General features: G+C 44.5%; 18 protein-coding genes. 13 read left to right on the top strand and 5 right to left on the bottom strand.

Annotated elements, in window-relative coordinates:
• Positions 1–20: 20 nt before the first annotated feature.
• Positions 21–644 (top strand): YqiA/YcfP family alpha/beta fold hydrolase, encoded by a 624-nt coding sequence (locus tag ACJJJB_RS17070; protein ID WP_026305199.1) that lies wholly within the window; start codon positions 21–23, stop codon positions 642–644.
• 11 nt (positions 645–655) lie between these two features.
• On the top strand, positions 656–2,542 hold the full coding sequence (gene parE, locus ACJJJB_RS17065) for a DNA topoisomerase IV subunit B (RefSeq protein WP_445365218.1): 1,887 nt from the start codon (positions 656–658) through the stop codon (positions 2,540–2,542).
• A 370-nt stretch (positions 2,543–2,912) separates the two neighbouring features.
• Here the strand turns inward: parE and ACJJJB_RS17060 are convergent, their stop codons facing one another.
• The 3 genes from ACJJJB_RS17060 to ACJJJB_RS17050 form a co-directional block, all read right to left on the bottom strand.
• Entirely contained in the window at positions 2,913–3,158 is a 246-nt protein-coding gene (locus tag ACJJJB_RS17060) for a hypothetical protein (RefSeq protein ID WP_444902558.1), read from the bottom strand.
• Positions 3,159–3,291: 133 nt separating this feature from the next.
• Positions 3,292–3,798, bottom strand: a complete 507-nt coding sequence (locus tag ACJJJB_RS17055; RefSeq protein ID WP_020414314.1) for a hypothetical protein — start codon at positions 3,796–3,798, stop codon at positions 3,292–3,294.
• Positions 3,799–3,849: 51 nt separating this feature from the next.
• Positions 3,850–4,650, bottom strand: coding sequence for a helix-turn-helix domain-containing protein (locus ACJJJB_RS17050; protein WP_444946050.1), 801 nt, complete (start codon positions 4,648–4,650; stop codon positions 3,850–3,852).
• Between the two features lie 320 nt (positions 4,651–4,970).
• Between ACJJJB_RS17050 and ACJJJB_RS17045 the strand changes: the two genes are divergently transcribed.
• On the top strand, positions 4,971–5,465 hold the full coding sequence (locus ACJJJB_RS17045) for a hypothetical protein (RefSeq protein ID WP_444946051.1): 495 nt from the start codon (positions 4,971–4,973) through the stop codon (positions 5,463–5,465).
• 54 nt (positions 5,466–5,519) lie between these two features.
• Positions 5,520–6,050: a hypothetical protein gene (locus tag ACJJJB_RS17040; RefSeq protein WP_353375558.1), complete on the top strand. Its 531-nt coding sequence runs from the start codon at positions 5,520–5,522 to the stop codon at positions 6,048–6,050.
• A gap of 10 nt (positions 6,051–6,060) precedes the next feature.
• On the opposite strand, the gene ACJJJB_RS17035 is transcribed toward ACJJJB_RS17040, so the two are convergent.
• Entirely contained in the window at positions 6,061–6,516 is a 456-nt protein-coding gene (locus tag ACJJJB_RS17035) for a helix-turn-helix domain-containing protein (protein WP_020414318.1), read from the bottom strand.
• Complete coding sequence (locus ACJJJB_RS17030) at positions 6,503–6,862, bottom strand: helix-turn-helix domain-containing protein (protein ID WP_353375559.1); 360 nt, start codon at positions 6,860–6,862, stop codon at positions 6,503–6,505. Before ACJJJB_RS17030 ends, ACJJJB_RS17035 begins: the two co-directional genes overlap by 14 nt.
• A 1,914-nt stretch (positions 6,863–8,776) precedes the next feature.
• Here ACJJJB_RS17030 and ACJJJB_RS17025 point away from each other — a divergent pair.
• The 9 genes from ACJJJB_RS17025 to ACJJJB_RS16985 all read left to right on the top strand — a co-directional run bounded on the left by ACJJJB_RS17025 (position 8,777) and on the right by ACJJJB_RS16985 (position 14,657).
• Complete coding sequence (locus tag ACJJJB_RS17025) at positions 8,777–9,073, top strand: hypothetical protein (protein WP_020414322.1); 297 nt, start codon at positions 8,777–8,779, stop codon at positions 9,071–9,073.
• Positions 9,060–9,362 carry a hypothetical protein gene (locus tag ACJJJB_RS17020; RefSeq protein ID WP_020414323.1) on the top strand — a complete coding sequence of 101 codons (303 nt, stop codon included), beginning with the start codon at positions 9,060–9,062 and terminating at the stop codon, positions 9,360–9,362. The genes ACJJJB_RS17025 and ACJJJB_RS17020 overlap by 14 nt, the downstream gene beginning before the upstream one ends.
• Positions 9,359–9,796, top strand: a complete 438-nt coding sequence (locus ACJJJB_RS17015) for a hypothetical protein (protein WP_020414324.1) — start codon at positions 9,359–9,361, stop codon at positions 9,794–9,796. The genes ACJJJB_RS17020 and ACJJJB_RS17015 overlap by 4 nt, the downstream gene beginning before the upstream one ends.
• Positions 9,797–9,977: 181 nt before the next feature.
• A complete protein-coding gene (locus ACJJJB_RS17010; RefSeq protein ID WP_020414325.1) occupies positions 9,978–10,550 on the top strand; it encodes a hypothetical protein in 573 nt (190 codons plus the stop codon).
• Positions 10,547–11,143, top strand: a complete 597-nt coding sequence (locus ACJJJB_RS17005) for a phage baseplate assembly protein V (protein WP_020414326.1) — start codon at positions 10,547–10,549, stop codon at positions 11,141–11,143. The genes ACJJJB_RS17010 and ACJJJB_RS17005 overlap by 4 nt, the downstream gene beginning before the upstream one ends.
• Before the next feature lie 8 nt (positions 11,144–11,151).
• The gene (locus ACJJJB_RS17000) at positions 11,152–11,493 is read left to right on the top strand and encodes a GPW/gp25 family protein (protein ID WP_282952285.1); all 342 of its coding nucleotides are present in this window, start codon (positions 11,152–11,154) and stop codon (positions 11,491–11,493) included.
• Positions 11,490–12,440: a baseplate assembly protein gene (locus ACJJJB_RS16995; protein ID WP_020414328.1), complete on the top strand. Its 951-nt coding sequence runs from the start codon at positions 11,490–11,492 to the stop codon at positions 12,438–12,440. Before ACJJJB_RS17000 ends, ACJJJB_RS16995 begins: the two co-directional genes overlap by 4 nt.
• A gap of 2 nt (positions 12,441–12,442) precedes the next feature.
• The gene (locus ACJJJB_RS16990) at positions 12,443–12,805 is read left to right on the top strand and encodes a hypothetical protein (RefSeq protein ID WP_020414329.1); all 363 of its coding nucleotides are present in this window, start codon (positions 12,443–12,445) and stop codon (positions 12,803–12,805) included.
• Positions 12,806–12,818: 13 nt separating this feature from the next.
• Positions 12,819–14,657 carry a hypothetical protein gene (locus ACJJJB_RS16985; protein WP_445365217.1) on the top strand — a complete coding sequence of 613 codons (1,839 nt, stop codon included), beginning with the start codon at positions 12,819–12,821 and terminating at the stop codon, positions 14,655–14,657.
• The last annotated feature ends 109 nt before the right edge of the window (positions 14,658–14,766 follow it).

Below are 14,766 nucleotides of genomic sequence, written 5' to 3'. Positions count from 1 at the left end.
GGGCGCTATAATCCCCGCCTATGCAAACACAAGACTCCAAGGGAAGGCCGCTGCTGATTTACTTGCACGGCTTTCTATCGTCCCCGCAATCTTTTAAGTGTCAGTTGATGCGCGAACAGCTCGGTGCTGATCATCCGAGCATTATTTTCTGTGCGCCACAAATCTCTCCTTATCCGGCAATTGCACAGCAATCCCTGGTTAGCTTATTAAAGGGTTTCCTGAAGTCTGCTGATTGTGGCCCTATTGGGTTGGTGGGAAGTTCTATGGGAGGGTTTTGGTGCACCTATCTGGGAGAGCGCTTTAACCTGCCAGCAGCACTTATCAACCCTGCAGTACGACCGTCCCGCTTTATGCCCGCCTATATTGGGCAGGTATTACGGCCTTATAGTGGTGAACAGCGAGACTATCGCCTTGGTAGGGGGGACGTAGATACTTTGGAGCATTTGGAAGCTGAGCTGCCCAGCCCTTTGAGCAGTCGCTATTGGCTTTTAGCCCAGCGAGGTGATGAAACACTCGATTACCGTGATGCAGAGGACTTTTATCGGGGCCAGCGTCAAACTATCGAAGACGGTGGTGATCACAGCTTTCAGGGGTTCGCACGATATTGCGATCCTATAGTTGAATTTTTATTTAATCAGCAGTAATTAATTAAATTATGGCCAATTATTCCGCCGAAGATATTGAGGTTCTCACAGGGTTGGATCCGGTGCGCAAACGCCCCGGTATGTATACAGATACTACCCGCCCCAACCACTTGGCCCAAGAAGTCATCGATAATAGTGTCGATGAAGCCCTCGCAGGTCATGCCAATAAAATCGAAATCGTCTTACACAAAGACCAATCGATCTCTGTTAGTGATAACGGGCGTGGCATGCCCGTGGATATTCACCCCGAGCAGGGGCGTCCAGGTGTTGAAGTAATTTTGTCCACCTTGCATGCTGGAGGTAAGTTTTCCAATAAAAACTACCAGTTTTCTGGCGGTTTGCATGGTGTGGGTGTGTCCGTGGTCAACGCCCTGTCGAAGGTGCTTGAAGTGACTATCCAGCGGGATGGTAAAGTACATCGAATCGGTTTCAAGGATGGAGAAAAAGCCTCTGATCTTGAAGTGGTCGGTGACTGCCCCAAGCGTACTACCGGAACCAGCGTTCGTTTTTTGCCAGACCCGCAATATTTTGATTCCGCAAAATTTTCCGTGGTGCGCCTACGCCACCTGCTACGTGCCAAAGCTGTGCTCTGTCCTGGGCTCACCGTTACCTTTATCAATGAGCAGGACGGGGAGTCGGACGAATGGTACTACGAAGATGGACTAAAAGATTATCTTGCTGCGGCTAACCAAGGATGGGAAATTCTGCCTGCAGAACCTTTTGTCGGTAGTTTTACTGCATCTACAGAAGCTGCTGACTGGGCAGTACAGTGGTTACCTGAAGGTGGAGAAATTACTGCAGAGTCCTATGTAAACCTGATTCCCACCGCTCAGGGTGGCACTCATGTGAATGGGCTGCGAGCAGGTTTACTGGATGCCATGCGGGAGTATTGTGAAATCCGCAACTTGTTACCTCGCGGTATTAAGTTGGGTCCTGAGGATATTTGGGGCCAATGTTCCTACGTACTTTCTGCCAAGCTGGCTGACCCTCAGTTTTCAGGTCAGACCAAAGAGCGGCTGTCCTCTCGCGAAGCTACTGCGTTTATCTCCGGTGTGGCTAAGGATGCCTTTAGCCTATGGTTGAACCAGCACACGGAAGAGGGCGATAAACTCGCTGAAGTATGCATCAGCAATGCGCAAAAACGTATGCGCTCCGCCAAAAAAGTTGCACGTAAAAAAGTAACCCAGGGACCTGCACTGCCCGGCAAATTAGCAGACTGCTCCAGTGCCGATACCTCCCGCAGTGAACTCTTCCTGGTCGAGGGGGACTCTGCGGGTGGCTCCGCCAAGCAGGCTCGTGACCGTGAGTTTCAGGCTATCATGCCCTTGCGCGGAAAAATTCTGAATACTTGGGAGGTTGATTCAGCAGAAATCCTGGGCAGCCAAGAAGTGCATGATATTGCTGTAGCCTTGGGAGTAGATCCCGGTAGCGATAACCTTGAAGGTTTGCGCTATAACAAAATTTGTATTCTTGCAGATGCCGATTCAGATGGATTACATATTGCTACTCTGCTTTGTGCCCTATTCCTGAGACACTTCCGCCCGCTTGTGACCAATGGCCATGTGTATGTAGCAATGCCGCCATTATTTCGTATCGATATTGGCAAAGATGTCTATTACGCGCTGGATGAATCAGAAAAACAGGGCATTCTCGATCGAATCAGTGCAGAGAAGAAAAAGGGCAAGATCCAGGTTACTCGCTTTAAAGGCCTAGGTGAAATGAATCCTATGCAGCTGCGTGAAACCACAATGGATCCCAATACCCGTCGCCTGGTACAGCTTTATATAGATGCCGGTGATGACAGCAATCAGTTGTTGGATATGTTACTTGCCAAAAAGCGTGCGGGTGATCGTAAGCAGTGGCTGGAGAGTAAAGGGAACCTTGCCGAGGTCGGTTAATTTTTTAGGTTGTAGCAATAATTTATTGGAGTGCAGGAACATCTTATAAATTTGGGGGGAAAGCATTAAACTAACGTATATTGTCTGAGCAAGGAAGCTCTAAATATCTCATGAAGGGAATATCCCTGCTCGTAAATTAAAAGGATCTGTCATTAATAGTACCATTTCATTTAAATACGATGAATAGTAGGATATCTATCTTTACGTTAGTTCTTCATTCATGCGATCGCCTCCATTTTTACTTTTAAATTTAGTTGCCTTGATCAGCTGAGTAAAACGCTTATTTTCAAGAGACAAATTTCCAGCTTTTGCTTAATTTGATCCATCTAAGTTATGTACTTGATAAGTGCTTCCTGGCCTTTTTTTATTTTTACTTGGGGGTAGCCAAATATTGATCGCAGTCCCTTTCCTTGAGTTCACCATCAACCACACTGTAGATGGTGAGCTCATCGGTTACTTTGTCAAAGATTTGAACCCAGCTAGCAAAGAAATTTTCCTTGGCAATTTCCTCTGCTCTTTTCCGTGCCTCTTCTTTATTTGGGTGAGACTCTTTAAAATCTTTTGCTCCACCCATCTGCAGATTATAGCTGCCGTAAAAAATTGCAAATCTGTCCATTATTCTTTTGTCTCCTAACAAGTTTATTTTTTTTTAAAAATTGGTTAAATCCATATTGGTTTTCATCGTAAATAAGGGAAATTCAATATAGATGGGAATTTATGACAAATATTGTTTCCATATCTCGGTCCCCTCAATAGGTCCATAGCCAGGGGCGCGGGCGCCCAGGGAAATCAGTGTTCCCTCCAATATGAATAAAGCGCCCTGTGTATGGTCCGCGCTGATTGGGACAAATAGCAGTAAAAGGGCGCGGCATGCCTCTTTGGCTATGCCACCAATTGTAAATGTGCAGTGCCTCAATCAAATCATGGGCATTAGCACCATATATTCTTACATCTACACCCACGCCACTGGGATGATCGCCGTGAATATATGGTTTTCCATCTCGCTTGGCTTGCTCACGCTTGCGCAACTCTACAGGGTGGCGACTGCAACGGTAGCCGCTGGAAATTGGCATTGAGCGACAGTACACTTTCTCACGTACCCGATTTAGATGCTGCATAAATTCATGATTCATGTTCTGTGCATTGCCCACACAAGTATCGCCCTGGTGGCGCTCTGTTATGCAGTTGTTACAGCGACATTGCAGTTCTTTATAAGAAAAATAATTTCTATTGGCTGGAGTTAAAAAATCAAGCATTGTGGAGGCTCAAAAGCTTAGTAATGGTGGTTGAATAAATAATTTTCATACCTACCATTGGTCATTGAGCATGTCGGCGATGGGGATATCACGAGAGCGGCGGTTGCTGCTTGATGTACGAGGGGACATCTTTGACTGCATAGGTACGAGCCACTCCAATTCCAGTCCGTACCAGCCACGATCGGGAATCTTTTGTAGGGCTTCATTGGCTGTTATACCTGCGATCTGGGGTGCTTGCAGAGCAGTTTTTATCAGTCGATTAAATGCGCCTTGGGTTAGTGGTTTTTTCTGTTTCTCTCGGTGATCTATAACTTCCCGAGCAATTTCTGGATCAATAGAATCAGGCAAGTTATCAAGGATAATTCCTCTGTGTCGATTTATATACTTTATAGATTTATTATTTTTTACATTATTGGGGCTAACAGTAACCCCACTTGACGCGTTTTTCCGGTGTTCCTGGTACTCGGTGCTCCTAGTTTGGGAACTCAATGAACCTGGCTCACTCTGCACCCAGTGCTTTGGAACCCCAGTTAATGCACCTAGTTTCTCCTCGCTCTCGTCGTTGCATAGTCCTTCGGGTTGAACCAAATACGCCCGTACTTTGCGTCTTTTATTATCTGCGCCATACCCCACGTGTAAGGGCATTTCTACTAGGCGACCCGTGGCACATAACCGAGCTACTGTGCGCTTTATAGTGGCTTTGGATAATGAAGTTCGACGGGCAACAGTTTCTTTACTCGGCCAGGAGCAACCCTTTTCATTGGCGTAGCTACCATAAGCTAGAAGAACAAATTTTTCGGTACTATTTAGATTTTCGAGCTTCCAGACTCGCGTCATTAGTTCTAAACTCACAGTCCCTTTCCCTTAGGTATCGCTTGTGGATTAAAAAACAATACTCCACATGTGGTGCTTGTTGCAACCTGTCTAACCTGCTATATGGATATTATTTCACCAAAATTTGATAAATTTATTTCTTTCATTGTGTAATTTTAGGCTTAATTGCCTGATTTTTATTCTGACAATTTATAGTGACACTTATGGTATGATCATTTCTCAGTACAAAAGGCCCACTATCAATCGACTTTGGGCGGTTTGGAAAAGAAAAGTCACGCTACAGAAGACGGGTCAAAGATTACTTCGCAAGTGATACTTGCAGTACTAAGGAAATACACTTGAGCAAAAAGAAGTCATTAGGTACTGCCGGGAGTAGCGCGCGCCTGCATCGACTGTTGGATGCAAAAGGCTTCGCACCAGACGGTAAGGGGCGTGTAGCCGCCTTTTCGAGGGAGTTTCGGGTAAATACGGCTAACGCGACCAGATGGCTTAATGACGATAAAGTACCTCGTGATATGACAGAATTGAAACGAATCTCTGATGCTCTGGGTACAGATCCATTTTGGTGGGCAATAGGTAAAGGAGAAGAGGAGTCCTCTGTGCAAGAGGTATTCGATATTTCACTTTTTGGCCGGTGTGCAAATGCACTTCTAAAACGATTGGCAGACCTGATGGATAGACCGCTGGATCTTGAAGGAGAGGCTTTGAACTGCGGTTATATCGAGCTTTACGAGTATGCATGTAGTAATAGCGGAAACATTGATCCGGACCATGTATCACTTACAGCTGTCAACGTATTAGCAGTACATAGAAAACAATTGAGTGCGCAATGACAGGGTAGATAGCCATAAGGTTTTTACCCAACTCAACAATAGGTAGAGGGGAAAATGGTTGATAAATACTTAGTGGCTACAGAGGGATGTAGTGAGCGTTTGAATCTCTTACTAGATAAAGCTGGCTTTCCTCCTGAAGGATCGGGACGTAGCGCGGAATTTTCACGCAGATTTGGAGTAAGTAAGGCAAATACCACCCGCTGGCTCAGTCAGGATATTCTCCCCCGCGACCTCAAGGAAATGGATGATATCGCCGAAGCTTTGGGTTCAGATGCTATTTGGTGGGCCTATGCTGCCGATCGTAATTCTCTATGCTCCGATCTCCCCCCCCCAAAAACTGTCAAAGACTTTGTACTCGCTGGCCAATGTGTTAACGAAGTAGTGTGTTATTTGGATGAGGCCTTGGGGGGGGATGTAGATATCGCTGTAGATGATGAAATCCTTACACGTTCCTACAGCGAACTTTATGCCGATGCCAAGAAGAACAAAGGCAAAATTAGCAAGGACCTAGTAGCACGCGCAGCCGTAAGGGTACTGGTTGAGATGCATCGCAGGGAGCGACAAGACAAGATGAATATACTGTAGCTAGTAGCCCTTACTCTGATTTTAATAATGCTTGTAAGCGTCGCTGATCTCTTGCTATAGCTATCTCGGCTGGAGCTCCACCACGCTTTAGGTGCAACTGATATAGATCTGCCACTAATTCCCCTACTGCTCCCTGAGTCTGAATGTCCAGTGCGCGTAGACGATATAGTAGACGCTGCCAGGTGCGCGCTAACTTCGCCTCACCAGAAAGCGGTTGCCCGACTAAGGTTACCCCATAAACTAAGAGGTTGGCATCAAGCCCATATAAGCGCCCGAGCTGCTGTAAATCCGCTCCATTGGCTAGGTATTCACTGCGCTCTAAACGTTTGTAACTCGATAGACTCATCCCCAAAGCCCGTGCCGTAGCGGTGATTCCCTGCCCGGCATCCAAGCGCAGAGATTTCGCTATCGCTGCCAACATTTCCATATAGTCCCGCTCTTCCCTGGTGGGTTCACGGCTGGGCATTACGTCCCGCGGTGATGTTGAACACAAATTTTTCTACAGCCTCCATTTCATCCAGGTCTAGCAGGCTTAGGTGTTGTTGGAATTGCGGGCTGGCTTCGATGCCTAATAATGGCACTTTCTCCATACCGACCAGCCAGCTATTGGGGCTCAAATTGTAGCCGCCCAGTAAAGGCAATAGTTCTCCAGGAGCCAACCTGCCATTGCCTCTCTCTATACGCTGCAAGCGCTCTGCGCTGATACCCGAGATCGCAGCCATTTTTACTAGACTCAAACCCAGCGCTCGACGCTGTTGAGCCAAGCGCAACCCTGGGCTCAACTCAAGCCAGTTAGTGGGTAAGCGATTCACCACCATTCTCCTTAAAAGCATTTATACGATAGTGCAACTTTCATGAAATCGTATCTATGTCGAATCTATTTTAATAAACCGGTTCAAGTCTGACCCATCAGGGATTTTTACGATAGACCTCAATAGGTATATTGTTCTCTTGTTTGTTGTATTACGACAATAAAGTGAGAGGATTGTCATGGAAGCTAGAAAAATAACCCAATTTCAGGAAAAAAATGGGGGTATAAACACTAAAAATCGAGCTGCGCGAGTAGCTGCCAGAGTAACAGCAAAAATTGCTCTAGCTAAGGGCGCCACTATGATACAAGCCCTTTCTATTCAACGGCAGCTATTCGAAGCACTGTCTGAGGATACCTACAAAGCTGAGGTTAAAACAAAGGGCACCTTACATTGTATTGCATCCGTACGTGCAGATCTTTGTAGAAAATGCGAGGCATGTACATTAAAGCTTAACTGTACCCGATGACAAAGTTAGATAGAGTAAAACAAATCAAATTACCTTAAAGCATTACCTTTTCTCGACTTCAGGTTGTTGCGATATATTTAGCCTTAATTAATCTAAATAAAACGCTTCAACCTATTAGGTCCTATTTTATCTCGTATTATGGCGAAATATCTTGTAAAAAATTTCTGAGCAATTTAGTGCAAATATTACTGAAATAATTATTTGTCGTCGCTTTGTGACTTGTGCAAGAGAATTGTCAAATTCGAGGTAATAGTTATGGTGGGATATCCAGATATTCAAGACTCCTTCGGAAATTTATAAGCAATGAGGGATTGAGGAGGAATAAACAATGGCGCACAGCTATCGGAAACTTAACCGGTGCGAGCACTAAACGACCTAAAGTGTTTGGCAGGTATAGAGCGAAGCCGTGACGCACTTTTTTGAGGTCTAAATTTCTGGGCACAAGAAGTTTCTAGCCTAGCGAGCTATGGAGGAATTTAGTGGTGAGGACTCATTCTAGCACTTATTAGTTTTTCGTAAGTTAGGCTTAAGCTATCAAGCTAGCTTCAGTTTTTGAACTCTTCTTACTGCAATGCCTGCTTACATATTGATTAGTGTGAAGAATTTATTGGCTGTTAATCTATTGTTCCTTCCATATTCTATAAGTGAGGTCTGAATTAAAAGGGTCATGTGTTTGGTGATTACGGATTTTTTCGCTAAAGTATCCGTATCGTGGGCAAGGTAAGCTCGTGAATAACAGGCCAGAGCTGTAAAATTTAATTTTGCGGCTATTGGCTTGATATCTATATGGTGCAATTTTTTCATCTATATCCTCTGAAGAAAATGGAAGTTATTGAGGGGTATTCATAAGAGTCGTATTGCATTCTTAGGTAGAGTTATACACTGCAATATAGATATAATCTTTGAGGTTTATTAAAAGGGTCATGTATTTTGCAGTTACGGATTTGTTTGCTAAAGTTTCTGCATTGTGGGCGAAGTAAGCCCATAAAGGTGAGGGTAGGAAAATGAGATGTGACGATAGCTGCTGCGGCTGTTAATCGATTGCGTCACAAATTCTCAGATTTTTTTGGTTTTCCAAAAATGTTAATTAATTATGCTTGATTGATAGCTGCCACCAGTGCTGCTTTGGTGGCAGTTGGCTTGATAGTTTGAATTTTCTGTCTATATGCTCTGAGGAGAATGACAGGTATTGAAGTATGCTTTTGTGGTCGTTATTGCGTGCCTAAATTGTTTATTAGTCCATAGTCAAATTACAGGCCCGATTTAAAAGGGTCATATATTTGGTGATTACAGATTTTTTCGATAAGGTTTCTGTAGTGTGGGTAAGGTAAGACCAGCAGAAGCTAAGACAGTAAATTTAATTTCGATTAATATTTTTCGAAGTCGTTTAATCTGAATATTGAGAAAGCTCCAGAAATTCTGGGGCTTTTTTGTATCCTGGGGAATTTATGAGTTGTGATCAACCTCAAGCGATCGACCGTGATACACCGGTGGCTATTGGTTTGGTAATTATGCTATGTGGGGCAGTTTTTTCTTTTGGAATGTTTTGGAGCAAATGGCAAGCATTAGAGCACAACCACAAGAATGATATTGCACGCCTGGATGAGGCTAATCGTCGCCTGGAAGAGAAAACTGACCGTAAATTTGAGAATTTACAGAATAGTATTGATCAAGTGGGAGCTGATGTGAACCAAGTTAAGAATTTCTTAATGCGAAATCCTGTACACAAATATGAACAAAACTGAAAAGAGCCCCCTTACCTTAGAGTCTATAGGTTCATCAGAAGTACTTGTATTAGTGGTGCCAACAAAAGAATTTATGATAGCAGTATCTACTAATAGCGAAACTATGACAGTCTGGCAATGTAATGGCGGAGGGCTATTTAAGCCACTAAAGGAATATCCATATATAGAGACAACTAATGCCGGATTCTTAACTCTAAACGAAGTTTATGATAAAGCGGCGGAAGCAGCTTATCAATATTTATCTCGAGAGCCATGCTTGTGGGGAATTAAATTGGGGCTTAAATCATGAGTTTATGGAAGAGATTATGGGATACTAGCGATGTTATCGAACAGAGTGTCGATGCCGTAATTAGAACCGGTGATGCTTTAGTTTATACTGAAGAGGAAAAAGCTGATTTCAAAGCAAGAGTATTAGATTGGATGCTGAAGTGGCAGCAGGTAACTGCTGGCCAGAACCTTACCCGGCGTTTATTAGCGTTATCAATTACGTTTATTTGGCTGCTAGAAAGTCTCGTAGCTTTGATATTGTGTGTGTGGTCAGCATTTGAGCCTTATAGTCAAAGTTTCGCTAATGCTGCTGAAATTACTTTTTCAGCAGCCTCGAAAATGGGATTACCGGTAGGAGTAATTCTTACTTTTTATTTTGCTCCGAATAAAATCAGCGAAGCGATAGCTCGCTATCATATGGCCCGTTCTCCTTCGGGTTTATCTAAAGATAGCTAAATTTATTTAGTGGCCGAAAAATTTTAGATTCAAAAGTTTTAAATTCCTTTGGGTTGTGTTGCTCAAATTTATTTATTTTTTTTGGGTTTTTAAAATTTCAGTGGTTCAGATTTAGTTTTTGAATTTCACATTGGATCTAATTTTTATTTGCTCCTTGAGGTCGGATAAGAGATGCACATTTATGACCAGTATTAACACTATATCTGACAATATTTTACTTAAATTACAAAGTATTCCCGGCATAATTAAATGTGAAGAAATAATAAAGGAACTTCAGGTAGGTAGTAGTGAGATTCCTGATAGCACTCCAGCCTTACTGTTAAGACTCGTTTCTAGTGAACCAATAGCTGCTTTTAATAATGGCGTGCAGCCGCTTTCAGTAGAATGGGAAATTATAGTCATTGTAGGCAATCTGACTACTTTGGTGGCTAATAACCGAGCAGCTCGAGATCTTGCGGTTTCAACAGTCCTAGTATTTGAGCAGCACTTGACCGATTCACAAGCCAAGTTAATTGAAAAGTCTGGACGTTTGAATTTCCAAGGGCTTCAGCCTTTGCAGCTTAATGAAACTGGTGACGGTGTTCTTGCTGCTTACACCTTAAGGTTTACTCAGAAAATATGGGTCGGAGAAGACCGGCGACATGATCTTACGCCAATACCTAAGCCGGTAGAAGTTCATGTGGGTTATGAACCAAAAGTTGGCTTAAAGCATCGCGATGACTATACCAAAATTGGTGAGGTGGGCGAGGCATGAACTCAGAAGTAGTAACTGCACTTCTACAGCAGCTTGGTGAGTTACAGCGTCGGGTCGACAATATAGTACGTCTCGGTACTGTGGAGGAGGTGGACTATGACACAGCCTGCGCTCGCGTGCGCTTAGGAGAAAACCTAACAACCTGGTTACGTTGGTTTGCCCCAGCGGCTGGGACTAATGATACCGAGTGGCGTCCACCGAGTATTGGTGAACAGGTTGCAGTATTAAGCCCTAGTGGAGAGCTACGTGCAGGTGTGATTTTACCAGCGATCTATAGCGATAAAGCACCAGCTAATGGCGATACTGCCGACCTTTTTCGCCGCACATTCGCCAATGGTGACATGATTGAGTATCAAAATGGTAATACCCAGTTGAAAGTGGCGGGCTCGATTGTTGCTGAAGCTGAGAATATAAGTTTAAAAGCGAAAAATATTAACTTAGAGAGCGAAAGTCTCAGGCTAGAAGGGACTGAAATTCAAATGAAAGGAAAGGTTGAGCATACCGGTGATGACCTTAGCAGTAATGGCATCAGCCTACCCAAGCATACACATATAGTGAAATCGGTGGGTAGCCCCACTGAGAAACCACAATAGGGGGAAGCGTGCAGCGATACGGTATGGATAGTAGTAGTGGTGTGGCTATCACAGAGCTGGAGCACTTGCGTCAGTCAATCACCGACATTCTCACTACTCCAGTAGGGTCTAGATTAATGCGTCGGAACTATGGTGCAAAAATTTTCCATTCCTTGGATGCACCATTAACTCGCTCCACCATAGTGGATATCTACTCCAATGCAGCAGAGGCTTTAAGCCTTTGGGAACCTCGCTTTCAGAGTACAGAAATGCAGGTAGTACGTATGGAGAGCAGCGGTATAACTATGAAACTGTCCGGCTATATGGTGGACAGCGGCGAGTTTATAACTCTGGAGAATATAAAAATATGACAACAGAAAGTGCAGTGGACATCAGTCGCTTACCAGCACCAAATATAGTGGAAACTCTAGATTTTGAAAGTATCTATGGCGAAATGGTAGCTCTGCTTGATGGTGCCTCCCCTCTATTACTAGATGAAATGGGGCAGGTGATTAAGCCACAAACAGTGAGGGCAGACCTAGTTACTGATGATGGAGCACCTTACTTCAAAATCCCAGCGGATTCTCTGATGAATCTTAGTTATGTACAAATGGAAAGCGAGCCTTTAGCTCGCTTATTACAAGTAGCTGCCTACCGAGAGATGCTCACTCGTCAGCGAGTCAATGATGCGGCTCGGGGCGTCATGGTTGCTTTTGCGGTTGATGGAGATTTGGATCGGCTGGGAGAGAACAACAAGACTCGCCGGCTAGAAGGTGAGGATGACACCCGCTACCGCGGGCGAATTCCTCTTGCCTTCGAGGGCCTCACCACTGCTGGTCCTAAAGGCTCCTATAAGAGCCATGCGCTTGCAGCTGACCCCCGCGTAAAAGATGCATTGGCAAGCAGTCCTAGTGATGGAGTGGTACATGTGGTTATCCTCAGCACTGAGGGTAATGGCTCGGCTTCACCGGATTTACTTGAAGCTGTGAATAATGCCTTATCAGAAAAGTCCATACGTCCTCTAACTGATAAGGTAGAGATAATAGAGCCTGAAATTAAACAGTACTCTATTAGTGCAACTCTGACTCCAATGCCAGGACCTGTGGATGAAGCGTTATATCAACGTGCTGAAGAGGCCGCAATTGCTTATGCAAAGAAACGCCATGGTTTGGGCCTTACTGTAGCCAGATCGGGGTTATCCAAAGTATTGCATCAAGAGGGTATAGAAAGAGTGCAATTGCACGAACCAGAATTCGATATCCTCAATGAACCACATCAGACCGCGTGGTGTGCAGGTATTGAAATTATACGGGGGTAAATATGTACGGCTCTAATTACAATATTGAACTGGAGCAAGGGGCTGGCTATGGCTTGCTAATGACTATTGAAGCTCCACCAGGCACACCTCGTAACTTGACTGGCTACACGGCACGTCTACAAATACGTGATAACCATGATGATAAAACACTACTGCTATCTTTAGACAATTTAGATGGGCTGAAGGTGGGAGGCGACAGCGGTGACCCAAATAATGGCCAGCTAAAAATTGAAATTCCGGGTCTCGTAACCGCTGGTTTTACCTGGCGCGATGCTATCTACGATCTGTTTCTAAATCCCAGTAGTGATAGTGCTGAGCGGTTGATATATGGCAGTGTCTCTGTGGCGCCGCGCGTTACTGTCTAGCTATGAGAAAACTATGAGCGAAATTACCCAGACATTAACTCTGGCACAGAGTGGTGTAGCGGGCCCATCCGGCCCAACAGGCCCTCAAGGTGCAACAATACATTGGGGCAGTGGTATACCTGCCACGGGCCTCGGTAACAACGGCGACCAATATCTCGACTATGATAGTGCCGACTTATATGGAAAAAGTGATAATAGCTGGGCAAAGCTGCGCAACCTCCGTGGTCCTCAAGGGCCAAAGGGAGATAAGGGGGATAAGGGCAATCAAGGCATCCAGGGAGTTCAGGGTGAACAGGGCCTAGGTATTTTTGCTAGTAATGGTGTACCTACAGATAATCTGGGCCGAAATGGAGAGCATTATGTGGAGCTGGATAGCCCAAGTAAAACCCTTTACCAAAAGAGTGCTGGTAATTGGTCTGTAATCGGTAACTTAGCTGGTCCAAAGGGTGATACTGGCCGAGGTATTTCCGATATGGAAGTATTAACAGATGGCACCTTGCGAGTTTCATACACTGATGGTACGAATCAAGATACTGGCCCTTTTCCGATAGAGGGTTTGGGACGGCGTGTAGCACTATCACAAAATCCAGGAGCTGATAATTCAAATTACTGGGCCAAAGTCGCAACGTTAAGAACTACGACAGGTACAGCTGATGCTGGTCTGGTTTTAGCTCTAGTTTGTGGGGATCAAGCAGTACATGGCGCGGCCGTGATCACTGTAAAGTTTCGTGAGGGAGCCAGCCCCGATACTTTGGCTGCAGAGTCTGGGGTATATATTGCTGCAAATCATGGTGAAATTTTTGCAGATGATTCGTTTAAATTGATATCTAATGGATATGGTCAGCCTGTAGAACTCTGGGTGAGAAAGAAGCATTCTTTTGTATCTTTGAGTGTTCACGAAGTGGCTGCCGCACTTAATGAAGTGACGGTTACTTATCATAACGATTTTAGCTGGCAGGCAGAGGAGCCTAGTGCAGCTTATGTCAAACAATCTATCGGGCTAGTTTATGGAAAAAATAGGAAGATTTATCATGAGGAGCACAAGCCTACTCCAGCAGAAATCGGTGCGATAAAAACCGGTGGCATGGTTTCAGTCAGCGGTAATGCCAGTGGCTCAGCAAGTTTTGATGCAAATGGCGATCTCTCACTGAATCTGAATGTTAGTTATTCTACCAGCGCAAATAGCGCTACTAGCGCTACTAGTGCCGGGAATGCGGACACCGTAGATAATTTACACGGTTCACAGCTTATTCGTTCTGATACTGATGATAATGTAACAGGACATACCGAATGGCAGGACCTCAAAGAGGTTCGTTGGGGCAACAGTGCGGATATGCGCATGATGCATAGCGGAAGCCACGGTTATTTGAGTCTACATACTGGTGACTTATATATTCGCTCAGGCACCACAACGAAATATTTGTTCGATGTTTCCAGTGGTAACTTCCATGCTGATGGCCATGTGTATTGGCAGTCTAGTTCGGTTGGATCGGACCCAATCCTTAAAACCAATGTACGCACGATTGACAAGCCAATTTCCAGATTGAAAAAACTTAATGGTGTTCTTTTCGATTGGAAAGATAGTGGTCGTGGTTCTGGCGGTTTGATGAGCCCGGATATTCGTAGGGCACTACCACGTACCGTTTACAAATCCAAATTTAAGAAGAATGGTAAGCGATATGATCAGGCCGATTATAATGCGGTCATTGGTTTGTTGGTTGAGGTGTGTAAAGACTTGGAGAATAGATTGCAGCGGCAGAGTGATGACTTTAAAGCTATCAAGGACCAAGGTAAAACTGTTAATAAACTCCAGCATATGATGAAAAGTCTTCAAAGCCGGATTGAAAACTAGTATTAACTATGCCGTTATACCTAGCGAAAGTTAAGTAAGCAGTGCTTATTTTTAGCTAGACAAAAATAAAAATCTCAAGACTTTAGTCGTGAGGGTATTGCTCCTTGCT

The sequence above is a fragment of the Microbulbifer variabilis genome, from assembly GCF_052468405.1.
This window is presented reverse-complemented; position numbering and strand designations above follow the sequence as displayed.

What these genes read in the sequence shown, in the direction of transcription:
- ACJJJB_RS16995 (WP_020414328.1), top strand. Translation starts at nt 11,490, where the DNA reads ATGACAACAGAAAGTGCAGTGGACATCAGTCGCTTACCAGCACCAAAT.
- ACJJJB_RS17070 (WP_026305199.1), top strand. Translation starts at nt 21, where the DNA reads ATGCAAACACAAGACTCCAAGGGAAGGCCGCTGCTGATTTACTTGCAC.
- ACJJJB_RS17020 (WP_020414323.1), top strand. Translation starts at nt 9,060, where the DNA reads ATGAACAAAACTGAAAAGAGCCCCCTTACCTTAGAGTCTATAGGTTCA.
- ACJJJB_RS17055 (WP_020414314.1), bottom strand. Translation starts at nt 3,798, where the DNA reads ATGCTTGATTTTTTAACTCCAGCCAATAGAAATTATTTTTCTTATAAA.
- ACJJJB_RS17015 (WP_020414324.1), top strand. Translation starts at nt 9,359, where the DNA reads ATGAGTTTATGGAAGAGATTATGGGATACTAGCGATGTTATCGAACAG.
- ACJJJB_RS17010 (WP_020414325.1), top strand. Translation starts at nt 9,978, where the DNA reads ATGACCAGTATTAACACTATATCTGACAATATTTTACTTAAATTACAA.
- ACJJJB_RS16985 (WP_445365217.1), top strand. Translation starts at nt 12,819, where the DNA reads ATGAGCGAAATTACCCAGACATTAACTCTGGCACAGAGTGGTGTAGCG.
- ACJJJB_RS17005 (WP_020414326.1), top strand. Translation starts at nt 10,547, where the DNA reads ATGAACTCAGAAGTAGTAACTGCACTTCTACAGCAGCTTGGTGAGTTA.
- ACJJJB_RS17035 (WP_020414318.1), bottom strand. Translation starts at nt 6,516, where the DNA reads ATGCCCAGCCGTGAACCCACCAGGGAAGAGCGGGACTATATGGAAATG.
- ACJJJB_RS16990 (WP_020414329.1), top strand. Translation starts at nt 12,443, where the DNA reads ATGTACGGCTCTAATTACAATATTGAACTGGAGCAAGGGGCTGGCTAT.
- ACJJJB_RS17060 (WP_444902558.1), bottom strand. Translation starts at nt 3,158, where the DNA reads ATGGACAGATTTGCAATTTTTTACGGCAGCTATAATCTGCAGATGGGT.
- ACJJJB_RS17040 (WP_353375558.1), top strand. Translation starts at nt 5,520, where the DNA reads ATGGTTGATAAATACTTAGTGGCTACAGAGGGATGTAGTGAGCGTTTG.
- ACJJJB_RS17025 (WP_020414322.1), top strand. Translation starts at nt 8,777, where the DNA reads ATGAGTTGTGATCAACCTCAAGCGATCGACCGTGATACACCGGTGGCT.
- parE (WP_445365218.1), top strand. Translation starts at nt 656, where the DNA reads ATGGCCAATTATTCCGCCGAAGATATTGAGGTTCTCACAGGGTTGGAT.